This is a genomic window from Corynebacterium sp. LaCa_205 (genome assembly GCF_057458085.1).
On sequence record NZ_CP190931.1, the window covers coordinates 400,528 to 412,886 of the forward strand.

The following is a 12,359-nucleotide window of genomic DNA, read 5'->3' on the forward strand; positions in this document are numbered from 1 at the left end:
CGGTATGGCGATATATATTCATGAGTGTTAAAGTCAATCTTAGTTGAAAATCATCTACCGTTAAGGAGACTCTTATGTCGTCTATTTCTTCGCTGCTCGCAACCGCAGTCGCTGCCATCATGCCATTTGCCGGCTCTACCGGCCCAGTCGACGCCCAGGAACAGCTCTCCCAGCCGGATCCTGCTGAGACCACTCAGACCGCGCCTGCCGAAGTTGGCGAGCAGAACGCTCAGGACCAGCAGCCCGGCGCTCACGCTGAGAAGGGCCGTATCACCGGTGACAAGGAAGACGTCATCAACGGTGACGCAGAGGGTGCCGAAGAGGTCGATCCAGGGTTCAACGGTGGCAACCTGCAGAGCGGTAAGCTGGCCGTGCAGCGTGAGCTGGCCCTAGCTACCCAGGAGGCCGGCCACGAGTTCATGAACATCGAGTTTAAGGATGACCACTCTGCTCACCTGACCTTCCCGGAGACCTATAACCCGGAGAAGGATGAGGCAGCTGTGCAGCGCGTCATGGACGCCCTGAAGATCAACGGCTACGACAACATCACCGCGGCCTACTAAAGCGCGAGTGTCCCAAGACTTCGGGACGATAAAAGAGGGTGGAACGCTCGGGGAGGGCGTTCCACCCTTTATGCTCTTCCAACTAGGGTAGGCGCGGGGGGGGGAGGGAAGGCCTAGGCCTCGTCTACGGTTTTTTCGTACAGGCCAGGGAAGCGGTCATCCGGATCGGTAACCGCTTTGATGGTGGCGGGAAGGCTGCCACCGTAGAGTTCTTCGAATTTTTCCCGGGAATAGAAGGCTTCGGAGTAGAGGGACTTGTGTCCGCCAAGCTCGTTGACCTTGGATTCAATGACGCGGTTGAAAGCGCCATTATTCGGGGCGGAAGGGTCGACGTGGTCGCCTTCTACGCCGGACCAAAAGCCAACATTGACCCAGGTCTGCCCGGGGCGAAGCGGGTAGAGCGGCCAGGGGTCGCTCGAGTTAGAGGCGAGGTCGCCGGTGCCTACTAGCTCTTCCACGCCATCGCGAAGTCGGATTGGACAGAGCCACACCGGCTGGATATCGGAAGCATTAAAGAACCAATGGAGGAATTCCGGCAGGTTTTCTGGAGTGACCTCGATATCTTGGACCACGCGTTCAGCACGTGGCTTGCCGTGGGGCTTTTTAATGAAGTTATATTCCAGCTCGTATTTGCGGTCGAGCCGGACCAATTTCCAATAAAAAGAACTGCGGCGCAATTCGCGCGGCCACACCTTGCGCACCTTCGGGTTCTGCGCGCCAAAGGCGCGCGAGCACCAGAACCAGTCGGTATCCCAGCGCCAGATATAGTCGCGGATGGTCAGGCGGTCGCGCCGGATGTCAGAGGCGTGCTGGAGGCTGCGGTAGTAAATCTTGTCCCGCGTGTAATCGGAGGTTGGGCCCTCCTCGTCGGTAAAGCGGGCGAAGACGAGGTAGGCCTCGTCCTCGGAGAAGACCACGCCGTCGAGGCCATGGACGGGCTCGCCGCGGTGCGTGTGGGAAGAGGCGACGTCGGCAAGCACGCGGCTCGCCTCCTCCACGGTGTGGAAACGCTCCTCGCGCAATTCCACATAGGCGGGCACGGGCTCTAACTCGATCTTCAGGCGCACCGCATAGCCCAGCGAGCCATAGGAGTTGGGGAAGAGACGGAAGAGATCCACATTCTGCTCGCGGGAGCAGGTAAGGATCTCACCCGTGCCGGTAAGCACGTCCATCTCGAGGACGGACTCGTGCGGCAAGCCATTGCGAAAGCTCGTGGATTCCACGCCCATGCCAGTAACCGCACCGCCCAAAGTAATGGTCTTAAGCTGCGGTACGACGAAGGGCATGAGGCCATGGGCCAGGGTGGCATCCACGAGGTCCTCATAGGTGCACATGCCCTGCACATCGGCCGTGCGGGCAACTGGATCGACCTCAATGACGCCGCTAAGGCCGGATACGTCGAGGCCTTCCTGCGCCTCGCTGCGGCTACGGAAGAGATTGGAGGTCTTCTTGGCTAGGCGCACGCGCTTTCCGGCCGGGACAGCACGGAAACTCGCCAGCAGCTTGTCGACGCCCTCTTGGTGCGCCGTCCATCCCACCGGCTCAATGGGCATGGCATCCACCGGTCGCGGTTGGGCAGCGGCGAGGCGTTCGCGCAGATTATCAATGAGAGTCATGGCACCCCTCCTTAAAAGCGGCTATCTTCCCACCAGCGGCGCTCAGGCACACCGGCGCGGGAGCCGGCCTCGCCCAGCTTGACGCCGAGGAAGTGATAAAGGTTGATGATATTGCGCTCAAAGCCCCATTCGGATCCGGCCATATAAATGCCGTAGAGGCGAGCGGTGGGTAGGCCCACGGTTGCGCAGGCCTCGTCCCAATTGTCCTTCAGGTTCTCGCACCAGTCATGCAGCGTGCGCATGTAATCAAACCGGAGGGACTCGGTGTGGATGACTTCGAAGCCATTGTCTTGCATCGCCTTGGTGACATTGCCGGAGCCGGTGAGCTCGCCGTCCGGGAAGATATAGCGGTCAATGAAGCCGCCCTTGGGCGTCTTGTGGTTATCCGGGTAGGTGATGTTGTGGTTGAGCATCAGGCCGCCCACCTTCAACTTGCCATGGAGGAACTTGAAGAAGTCATCGTAATTCTTTACACCGATGTGCTCGATAATGCCGATGGCGGAGATAGCATCGAAGCCCTCTTCGGTGATATCGCGGTAATCCATGAAGCGTACTTCCGCCAAGTCTTGGAGGCCTTCCTCCTCAATCTTGCGCTGGCCCCACTCGGCCTGTTCCTTGGATAGGGTGACGCCAATGGACTTCACGCCGCGGCGCGCCGCGTAGCGCACCATGCCGCCCCAGCCACAGCCCACGTCCAAGTGGCGGTCGCCCTCCTGGAGGCGCAGCTTGTCAAAGATGAGGCGGTACTTATTCTCCTGCGCTTCCTCCAAAGTGGCGTCTGGGGAAGGGTAGTAGGCGCAGGTATAGGTCATCGAATCGCCCAAGAAGAGCTCATAAAAGTCATTGCCCACGTCGTAGTGATCAGAAATGACATCAGCATCGCGCTGCTTCGAGTGCTTGGATAGGCCGTCGTGTAGCTTGCGGCGCAGCCAAGAGGCACGCTCTACCTCGGGAACAGGCTGGATCTGGAAGGCGCCCATGGACGCCAGCGAGCGCACCACGCGCGCCAGTGTCTTCGCATCCGGCTTTTCAAACTTGTCGTACATGGCATGTAGGGCGTCGAAGATGCCATAGGGGTGGGCTGGGTGATCGCCGTGTACCGTGATGCCGTCGGTGACATAGGCGCGGGCGAATCCCACATCGCCGGGATGGGTGGCTATAAAAGACAAGCCTTCAAGGCTGTTAATAGTCACCTTGTACTGGGCATCCTCCGGTCCGGTCGCGGATCCGTCGAAGGCTTCCCAGCGGAAGGGATTGGGGCTAGGGACAAATACGTCGATGATCTCAGCAACGGTCATCGGGGTGAATTTCTTGCTCATAAGTACTTCTTTCGAAACATTTGGTTCACACCAATAACGGCCTCGAAGCGCGAAAGGCTGTGAGGTCGGAGATATTTTCGGAGAATTGCGTGTGTGCAATACCTCCTCATGGTAGACCCCGTAGGCAAAACGTGCGAAAGAACAAGCAATGATGGTCACACTATTGGGTATTAATGTGGCTATGGGGGACAAGGCTGGTAGGGTTGTGGGGTCATAAGTGTTCAACCGTCCCTGAAAGAAGCCTAAAATTCCCCTTAGCTGTCCAGCTTAAGGGGTGCGGTTTCCTAGGGGCAGATGAGTTTCCACCTCCGTGTATGAGCGCGAAACCCTCCCTAGATTTCGCGTTCGGCAGCGGTAGGCCAGGAGGATTTTGTAGTGTCCGCCATTATCCAGGCTTTTGAGGATGCCGACCTACGTAAGAAGATCATCTTCACCATCGTGATGGTCATTGCGTACCGCGTCGGCGCACAGATCCCGTCCCCGGGTGTTGACTATGCGTCAATTGCTGGCCGCTTGCGCCAGCTGACCGAGCAGTCCGGAGACCTTTACTCCGTCATTAACCTCTTCTCGGGTGGCGCGTTGCTGCAGCTGTCGATCTTCGCCATCGGCATCATGCCGTACATTACGGCCTCGATTATTGTGCAGCTGTTGACCGTGGTCATTCCCCGCTTCGAGGAATTGAAGAAGGAAGGCCAGTCCGGTCAGGCCAAGATGACCCAATACACTCGCTACCTGACCTTGGCGTTGGCGTTGCTACAATCCTCCGGCATCGTCGCACTGGCAGACCGCGAGCAGCTGCTGGGCCAGGGCGTACAGGTCTTGGCAGAAGACCGTAACTTCTTTACCCTCATCGTCTTGGTAATCACCATGACGTCGGGCGCCGTGCTGGTGATGTGGATGGGCGAGCTTATCACCGAAAAGGGCATCGGTAACGGTATGTCCCTGCTCATCTTCGCTGGTATCGCAACCCGCCTTCCAACCGATGGTGTAAGCATCCTGCAGAACAATGGTGGACTCGTCTTCGCCATGGTGGTAGCCGGCTTGGTCATCCTGGTTGTTGGCATTACCTTCATCGAACAGGGCCAGCGCCGCATTCCGGTTCAGTACGCAAAGCGTATGGTCGGTCGCCGCCAGTACGGTGGTTCCTCTACCTACCTGCCGCTGAAGGTCAACCAGGCCGGCGTTATTCCGGTCATCTTTGCCTCCTCCCTTATCTACATGCCGGTTCTCATTACCCAAATTGTGAACTCTGGCTCCGCCGGTACCCCCGATAACTGGTGGCAACGCAATGTCATCGCACACCTGCAGGCGCCATCGTCCTGGCAGTACATCGTGCTGTACTTCGTCCTGACCATCTTCTTCGCTTACTTCTATGTCTCGGTCCAGTACGATCCGGCGGAGCAGGCGGATAATATGAAGAAGTACGGCGGCTTCATCCCGGGTATTCGCCCGGGCCGCCCGACCGCGGAGTACCTTGGTTATGTGATGAACCGTCTGCTGTGCGTAGGCGCCCTGTATCTGGCAGTTATCGCCATTTTGCCGAATATCCTCTTGGACCTCGGCGTGGGCCGCGCTTCTGCCAGCGGTACCTCCGCCTTTGGCGGTACGGCCATCCTGATTATGGTCTCTGTCGCTTTGACTACGGTCAAGCAGATCGAGTCCCAGCTACTGCAATCCAACTACGAAGGACTACTTAAGTAATGCGTCTTGTACTTCTAGGACCTCCCGGTGCCGGCAAGGGCACCCAGGCAGCTATCCTCAGCGAGAAGCTGAACGTTCCGCATATCTCTACCGGCGACCTCTTCCGCGCCAATATTGGCGAGGGCACTCCGCTGGGTGTGGAAGCAAAGTCTTATATCGATGCAGGCAAGCTGGTACCTACCGACGTCACCGCTCGTATGGTCGAGGATCGCCTCAACCAGGACGATGCCAAGAATGGCTTCCTGCTGGACGGTTTCCCTCGTACTACCGAGCAAGCAGACATCCTGGAAGAGCTGCTGTCCAAGAAGGGCGAAAAGCTCGACGGCGTGCTCAACTTCGAAGTATCTGAGGACGTAGTTGTCGAGCGCATGATGGCCCGCGGCCGTGCCGACGATAACGAGGAAACCATCCGTACCCGTCTCGGCGTGTACCGTGAGGAAACCTTCCCGCTTATTGAGCACTACGGCGATGCCATTATCCCCATCAAGGCCGAAGGTACCGTGGAGGAAATCAACGCCCGTGCGATGGAAGCACTGGGTAAGTAAGCATGGCTTTTCGACGCCGCAGTAAGCGCATCCCCGCCCGCACCCCGGGTGAGCTAGACGCCATGCAGGCCGCCGGCGAGATCGTCGGCAAGGCACTGCAGGAAGTCCGCGCTGCTGCGGCGTCTGGCGTATCTACCCTCGAGCTAGATGCAGTGGCCGAGCAGACCATTCGCGATGCCGGGGCATATCCCACTTTTAAGGGCTACGAGGGCTTCCCGGGCTCCATTTGCGCTTCGGTTAATGATGTCATCGTCCACGGAATCCCAGACCAGGAAACCGTCCTCGCCGAAGGTGACCTAGTTTCCATTGATTGTGGGGCCACGCTCGACGGCTGGGTCGGCGATAGCGCATGGTCCTTCGCCGTGGGCAAGCTCGATCCAGATGTCGAGGCCCTCAATAAGGCCACCGAGTGGGTCCTTATGGAAGGCATGCAAGCTATGGTTCCGGGCAATCTGCTTACCGATGTCTCCCATGCCTTAGAGCAAGCCACCCGCCGTGCCGAGGACAAATTCGGTGTGGAGCTTTTTATCGTCGATGGCTACGGCGGACACGGAATTGGCCGCACCATGCATGAGGATCCCTACCTAGCTAACGAAGGCCGGCCCGGACGCGGCCCGCTGATTCAGGAAGGTTCCGTACTGGCCATCGAACCCATGCTAACTTTGGGCACAGAGGATTCCGCCGTCTTGGAGGATGACTGGACGGTCGTTACCCTCGATGGTTCCTTTGCCGCCCACTGGGAGCATACGGTGGCCGCCACCGCCGATGGTCCCCGTATTCTCACCCGTCGCTACTGACATATATTCCCCAATATTGCCTGTTGTACTAGGCAGATACCCCCCCCCGAAAGGTTATACTCACAGCTATGTCTAAATTTAGCTTCCGCAAGTTCCGTGCCACGGTCGCAGCGCCCGCAGTCGCTAGCGTGATGGCCTTGAGTGCCACCGTTGCGGCTCCTGCCGCTACTGCCCAGGAGGTTCCTAACCTGGATCAGCTCCGCTCCAAGGCAAACTCTGACCTCGCACAGCTCTCTTCTCAGTCCGGCCTAGATAGGCTCACCGCTGATGCAAAGGCACAGCTGGATAATTTCTACGGCCAAACCCGCGAGCAGGCGTGGAACACCCGCAACCAGATTTTGGACCAGGCGGAGAAGTTCTCTCCTGAGCTGGTTCCTAGCGTTCAGACTGCGGTGGATGGCGCCGTTGAATTCCTCTTCCCGGGTCTGATTGCTCAGAAGAATGAGGAAGCACGCAAGGCTCGCGAGGCTGCGGCCCGCGCTAATGCCGAGCGCGTTGCCGCTGAGAAGGCTCGCTCCGAGGCTGCCGCACGCAAGGCGGAAGCACAACGCCGCGCTAACGAGTTTGACCGTGGTCCGTGCCCAGCGGATGCCAAGGTGTGTGTTGACTTGAACGGTCGCCGCACCTGGCTGCAGGACGGTGGAAAGGTCTCCTATGTTTCCCCGGCAATGTCGGCTGGCATGCAAGGTCAGGAAACCCCACGCGGCACCTTCCACGTCACCCGCAAGGTAGAGCACGAAATCTCCCGCGAGTTCAATAACGCGCCGATGCCGTACTCCATCTACTTCACCAACAATGGCCACGCCTTCCACCTGGATGACCCGGCCGTTGACTCCAATGGTTGCGTACACCTGCCGCCGGACGCTGCAAAGCGTTACTGGGATAACGTGCAGGTCGGCGATAAGGTATTCATTTACTAAAGCCTCCCGCCACTGCGCTTATTGATTCCCCCGCGCTGGTTCCCCGAGAAGGGGGCCGGTGTTGGGGGATTTCTTTGATCTGCAAGTCTTAAGAACTCTGACCGTGGGCACAAGGGTAGGGCAGCGGGGAAGTCCATTATGGGACGTCGAAAAGCGCACTGGTTTGGAAATCGTGTCGCTGCAGCGTATGCTGTTAAGTCGGTGTATAGCGTCAGTGAGGCTGGCGCGGATACGCCACCGCAGTAGACAACAAACATGCAGGTGACGGCACACTTGTCCGTCGCCAGAAAAGTAGAGGTTATGGCTAAGGAAGGCGCAATCGAGGTAGAAGGCCGCATTATCGAGCCTTTGCCCAACGCAATGTTCCGTGTCGAGCTCGACAATGGACACAAGGTTCTTGCACATATTTCTGGCAAGATGCGTCAGCACTACATTCGCATCCTCCCAGAGGACCGCGTGGTTGTAGAGCTGTCTCCTTATGACCTGACCCGTGGACGCATCGTCTACCGCTACAAGTAAAAACTGTAAGCCTCCTCACCCAAGGGTGGACCTGTAGGTTCACCCTGTCCACCTCAGGCTACGGTGGCCTGAGCCCACACTGGTAAGTAACCCAAGGATTCCCGGCACGGTCCGGGCGAAGCGTTGCATGGAGTGGGACGGATGGGGAGAAAACCGCCGTAACAACCCGAAAGGACACGCCATATGGCACGTCTAGCTGGTGTTGACCTCCCACGCAATAAGCGTATGGAGGTCGCTCTCACCTACATCTACGGCATCGGTCCAACCCGTGCCAAGGAACTGCTAGAAAAGACTGGCATTTCTCCTGACCTGCGCACTGACAACCTGGATGATGACCAGCTGTCGGCGCTCCGTGACGCAATTGAAGCTACCTGGAAGGTTGAGGGTGACCTCCGCCGTCAGGTTCAGGCTGATATCCGCCGCAAGATTGAAATCGGTAGCTACAAGGGTCTGCGCCACCGTCGTGGCCTGCCTGTACGTGGCCAGCGCACCAAGACCAATGCGCGCACTCGTAAGGGTCCGAAGAAGACGATCGCAGGAAAGAAGAAGTAATTCATGCCTCCAAAGACTCGTTCCGGCGCGCGCCGTTCCGGCCGTCGCGTCGTAAAGAAGAATGTGGCTCTCGGCCACGCATATATCAAGTCCACCTTCAATAACACCATCGTCTCGATCACCGATCAGACCGGTGCTGTTATTTCCTGGGCATCCTCCGGCCACGTTGGCTTCAAGGGTTCCCGTAAATCCACTCCGTTCGCCGCTCAGATGGCAGCTGAGAACGCTGCACGCAAGGCAATGGATCACGGCATGAAGAAGGTTGACGTATTCGTCAAGGGTCCGGGCTCCGGCCGTGAGACCGCCATCCGTTCCCTGCAGGCCGCAGGCCTCGAGGTTTCCTCGATCACGGATGCCACCCCACAGCCGCACAACGGCTGCCGTCCGACCAAGCGCCGCAAGGTTTAAGGGAAAGGAAGAGGTAAGAAAATGGCTCGTTACACTGGCCCCGCTACCCGCGTATCCCGCCGTCTTCGCGTCGACTTGGTCGGCGGAGATATGGCATTCGAGCGCCGCCCGTACCCACCGGGACAGGCTGGCCGCAACCGCATCAAGGAATCTGAGTACCTGCTGCAGCTCCAGGAGAAGCAGAAGGCAAAGTACACCTACGGTGTGCTGGAGCGTCAGTTCCGTCGCTACTACGCAGAGGCTAACCGCCTCCCGGGCAAGACCGGCGATAACCTGGTTATCCTGCTCGAGTCCCGCCTGGACAACGTAGTTTACCGTGCAGGTCTGGCACGCACCCGCCGCCAGGCTCGCCAGCTTGTCTCCCACGGTCACTTCACCGTGAACGGCAAGAACATCAACGTTCCTTCCTACAAGGTCACCCAGTACGACATCATCGATGTCCGTGACCGCTCCAAGAAGATGGAATGGTTCGAAGATGCTCAGGACGCCCTCATCGATGCCAACGTACCGGCATGGCTGCAGGTTGTTCCTGATACCCTGCGCATCCTCGTGCACCAGCTGCCCGAGCGCGCTCAGATCGACATTCCGCTGCAGGAGCAGCTCATCGTCGAGCTTTACTCGAAGTAAACTGTTATTCCGCGAGGCCTTTAATGGCCTGGCGGAGAACCAGGAATCTTCGAACCCGAAGATTTTTACCCCTCTACCGGCGTCAAATAGCGGTCGCCGAAAAGGAGAATTGCAATGCTCATTTCCCAGCGTCCTCAACTCACCGAGGAATTCATCGACTCGTCTCGTTCCAAGTTCGTCATCGAACCGCTCGAGCCGGGCTTTGGCTACACCCTCGGTAACTCGCTGCGTCGTACCCTGCTGTCTTCCATTCCGGGTGCAGCAGTAACCTCCATCAAGATCGATGGTGTTCTCCACGAGTTCACCACCATCAACGGTGTGAAAGAAGACGTTTCTGAGATCATCTTGAACATCAAGAGCATGGTGCTTTCTTCCGACTCTGATGAGCCGGTAGTTATGTACCTGAGCAAGGAGGGCCCGGGCGATGTCACCGCGGGCGATATCCAGCCGCCGGCTGGCGTGGAGATCCACAACCCGGATCTGCACATCGCTTCCCTGAATGACACCGCCAAGCTGGACATTGAGCTCGTCGTCGAGCGCGGCCGTGGTTACGTCCCAGCCGCTCCTACCTCCGGTGAGATCGGCCGTATCCCGGTCGACCAGATTTACTCCCCGGTTCTGAAGGTCTCTTATAAGGTCGAGGCAACTCGTGTTGAGCAGCGCACCGACTTTGACAAGCTGACCATCGACGTCGAAACCAAGAACTCGATCTCCGCACGCGATGCACTGGCTTCCGCCGGTGGCACCCTGGTTGAGCTTTTCGGCTTGGCTCGCGAGCTGAACAACGCTGCCGAAGGCATCGAGATCGGACCCTCCCCGCAGGAGACCGAGTACATCGCTGCTTATGGCATGCCGATCGAGGACCTGAACTTCTCCGTCCGCTCTTATAACTGCCTGAAGCGTCAGGAGATCCACACCGTGGGCGAGCTCGCTGAATGCACCGAGTCCGACCTGCTGGATATCCGCAACTTCGGCCAGAAGTCGATCAATGAGGTAAAGATCAAGCTGGCTAACCTGGGCCTGGCTCTCAAGGACACCCCTGAGGACTTTGACCCGACCCAGCTCGAGGGCTACGACGCAGAAACCGGTGACTTCAAGGACCCGGCTGCTGAGGATTCCGAGTAAAGAACCCCGCTGACTTGCGGCAATTACCTAATTGCCGCGCGCTCAACTTTTACCGCATACGAGGAGTACACAATGCCAACCCCTAAGAAGGGTGCCCGTCTCGGCGGCTCCGCCAAGCAGCAGGCTCACATGCTGAACAACCTGGCAGCCAGCCTGATCGAGCACGGCGCTATCAAGACCACCGATGCTAAGGCGAAGGTTCTTCGCCCGTACATCGAAAAGATCATCACCAAGGCTAAGTCCGGCACCGTTGCTGACCGCCGCGCAGTGCTGAAGCTCATCCCACGCAAGGATGTCGTTTCCTACCTGTTCGACGAGGTCGCACCGAAGTTTGAGAACCGTGAGGGTGGCTACACCCGCACCATCAAGCTGGACAACCGCACCGGTGACAATGCCCCGATGTCCCAGATCTCCCTCGTTCTTGAGGAGACCGTGACCTCCGAGGCTAACCGCGCTACCCGCGCTGCCGCTTCTAAGGCCGCCGAGGCTGAGGAAGCTAAGGCAGACGAGGCTGCAGAAACCGAGGCACCTGCTGAGGAGACCGCAGCTGAGGAGTCCGAGGAGAAGTAGTTCCCCTTCGGCCTTAGCGCTTTGCCGCCGCCTTTCCCACTTGTGGGAGGGCGGCGGCTTTTTATTTCTGGACTCTTCCGAACGGTGCACGGGGAGCTGGGCCCGGCTCTGGTCGAGGGAAGTGCCTCCGGTAGCATGAGTCCCACCATGACTGTTGCAGCATCTACCACGGCAGAAGGGCCGGCAGACGGGTTCGTGCGCCTGCGCTTGGACTTGGCCTATGACGGAACGGATTTCCACGGCTGGGCGAAGCAAAAAGGCGGTCTGCGCACCGTGCAAGGCGTGCTGGAAGAAACACTCGCGATGATCGCCCGCGCAAAGGTACCGCTAACGGTCGCCGGCCGGACGGACGCCGGGGTCCATGCGCGTGGCCAGGTTGCCCACGTGGACGTTCCCAAAGAGATGCTGGAGCAGCGCTCAGTGGCGGGGGAACCGGGGAAGCTGGTGCGTCGGTTAGCAAAGCTTTTGCCTGAAGACGTGCGGGTACATAGCTGCGAGTTTGCGCCCGCGGGCTTTGATGCGCGTTTCTCGGCGTTGCGCAGGCATTATGTATACCGGATTACTACCAGCCCGCGGGGCGCTTTGCCGACGCGTGCGCGGGATACCGCCGAGTGGATAAAGCCAGTGGATATCGATGCCATGCAGGAGGCCGCCACCGCGTTGGTAGGCCTGCATGACTTCGCGGCCTTCTGCAAAGCTAAGCCGAATGCCACGACCATTCGTGAGCTGCAAGAGTTCTCCTGGCGGGATATTTCAACGCCTGAGGAACCAGAGCTCTTCGAGGCCCGCGTGAGCGCCGATGCGTTTTGCTGGTCGATGGTTAGGTCCTTGGTGGGGTGCTGCCTGCGTGTAGGGGAGGGGCGCCGCGATGCCGACTTCGCCGAAGCGCTGCTCCACGAGACCAAACGCTCCTCCAGCATCCCCGTGGCTCCGGCGAAAGGGCTTTCTCTGGTGGCCGTAGATTACCCGGCGGCGGATCAGATGGCCGCCCGCGCCGAGGCTACTCGGGAACGGCGCAGCGCCGACTAGCTTTCCAGGTGGCGGTGGGAGCCCACCTGGGATAGCCTGTGTGCTGGGTGTACACAGACTTTTCGGGG

14 protein-coding genes are annotated in these 12,359 nt (G+C 58.8%); 12 read left to right on the forward strand and 2 right to left on the reverse strand.

What is annotated here, in order from left to right; translation table 11 throughout:
• Positions 1-74: 74 nt before the first annotated feature.
• Positions 75-563: a hypothetical protein gene (locus ACP8J1_RS02055; protein ID WP_023020588.1), complete on the forward strand. Its 489-nt coding sequence runs from the start codon at positions 75-77 to the stop codon at positions 561-563.
• Positions 564-676: 113 nt separating this feature from the next.
• Here ACP8J1_RS02055 and ACP8J1_RS02060 read toward each other — a convergent pair whose 3' ends face one another.
• Together ACP8J1_RS02060 and ACP8J1_RS02065 are read right to left on the reverse strand one after the other, a co-directional pair.
• On the reverse strand, positions 677-2,179 hold the full coding sequence (locus ACP8J1_RS02060) for an FAD-binding oxidoreductase (RefSeq protein WP_023020589.1): 1,503 nt from the start codon (positions 2,177-2,179) through the stop codon (positions 677-679).
• A gap of 11 nt (positions 2,180-2,190) precedes the next feature.
• Positions 2,191-3,498, reverse strand: coding sequence for a class I SAM-dependent methyltransferase (locus tag ACP8J1_RS02065; RefSeq protein ID WP_023027810.1), 1,308 nt, complete (start codon positions 3,496-3,498; stop codon positions 2,191-2,193).
• Positions 3,499-3,873: 375 nt separating this feature from the next.
• Here ACP8J1_RS02065 and secY point away from each other — a divergent pair, with 375 nt between their 5' ends.
• The 11 genes from secY to truA all read left to right on the forward strand — a co-directional run bounded on the left by secY (position 3,874) and on the right by truA (position 12,291).
• Positions 3,874-5,199 (forward strand): preprotein translocase subunit SecY, encoded by a 1,326-nt coding sequence (secY, locus tag ACP8J1_RS02070; protein WP_486696936.1) that lies wholly within the window; start codon positions 3,874-3,876, stop codon positions 5,197-5,199.
• Complete coding sequence (locus ACP8J1_RS02075) at positions 5,199-5,744, forward strand: adenylate kinase (RefSeq protein ID WP_023020592.1); 546 nt, start codon at positions 5,199-5,201, stop codon at positions 5,742-5,744. Before secY ends, ACP8J1_RS02075 begins: the two co-directional genes overlap by 1 nt.
• A gap of 2 nt (positions 5,745-5,746) precedes the next feature.
• Positions 5,747-6,541, forward strand: coding sequence for a type I methionyl aminopeptidase (gene map, locus ACP8J1_RS02080; RefSeq protein WP_023020593.1), 795 nt, complete (start codon positions 5,747-5,749; stop codon positions 6,539-6,541).
• Positions 6,542-6,609: 68 nt separating this feature from the next.
• Positions 6,610-7,461 carry a L,D-transpeptidase gene (locus ACP8J1_RS02085; RefSeq protein WP_023020594.1) on the forward strand — a complete coding sequence of 284 codons (852 nt, stop codon included), beginning with the start codon at positions 6,610-6,612 and terminating at the stop codon, positions 7,459-7,461.
• Positions 7,462-7,761: 300 nt separating this feature from the next.
• On the forward strand, positions 7,762-7,980 hold the full coding sequence (gene infA / locus ACP8J1_RS02090) for a translation initiation factor IF-1 (RefSeq protein ID WP_004566852.1): 219 nt from the start codon (positions 7,762-7,764) through the stop codon (positions 7,978-7,980).
• 183 nt (positions 7,981-8,163) lie between these two features.
• A complete protein-coding gene (rpsM, locus tag ACP8J1_RS02095) occupies positions 8,164-8,532 on the forward strand; it encodes a 30S ribosomal protein S13 (RefSeq protein ID WP_005322765.1) in 369 nt (122 codons plus the stop codon).
• A 3-nt stretch (positions 8,533-8,535) separates the two neighbouring features.
• Positions 8,536-8,940 (forward strand): 30S ribosomal protein S11, encoded by a 405-nt coding sequence (rpsK, locus tag ACP8J1_RS02100; protein ID WP_005322764.1) that lies wholly within the window; start codon positions 8,536-8,538, stop codon positions 8,938-8,940.
• 21 nt (positions 8,941-8,961) lie between these two features.
• A complete protein-coding gene (gene rpsD, locus ACP8J1_RS02105; RefSeq protein WP_005322762.1) occupies positions 8,962-9,567 on the forward strand; it encodes a 30S ribosomal protein S4 in 606 nt (201 codons plus the stop codon).
• 114 nt (positions 9,568-9,681) lie between these two features.
• Positions 9,682-10,692: a DNA-directed RNA polymerase subunit alpha gene (locus tag ACP8J1_RS02110; RefSeq protein ID WP_005322760.1), complete on the forward strand. Its 1,011-nt coding sequence runs from the start codon at positions 9,682-9,684 to the stop codon at positions 10,690-10,692.
• 72 nt (positions 10,693-10,764) lie between these two features.
• The gene (gene rplQ, locus ACP8J1_RS02115; RefSeq protein ID WP_486696943.1) at positions 10,765-11,262 is read left to right on the forward strand and encodes a 50S ribosomal protein L17; all 498 of its coding nucleotides are present in this window, start codon (positions 10,765-10,767) and stop codon (positions 11,260-11,262) included.
• A 147-nt stretch (positions 11,263-11,409) separates the two neighbouring features.
• Entirely contained in the window at positions 11,410-12,291 is an 882-nt protein-coding gene (gene truA, locus ACP8J1_RS02120; protein WP_369707468.1) for a tRNA pseudouridine(38-40) synthase TruA, read from the forward strand.
• The last annotated feature ends 68 nt before the right edge of the window (positions 12,292-12,359 follow it).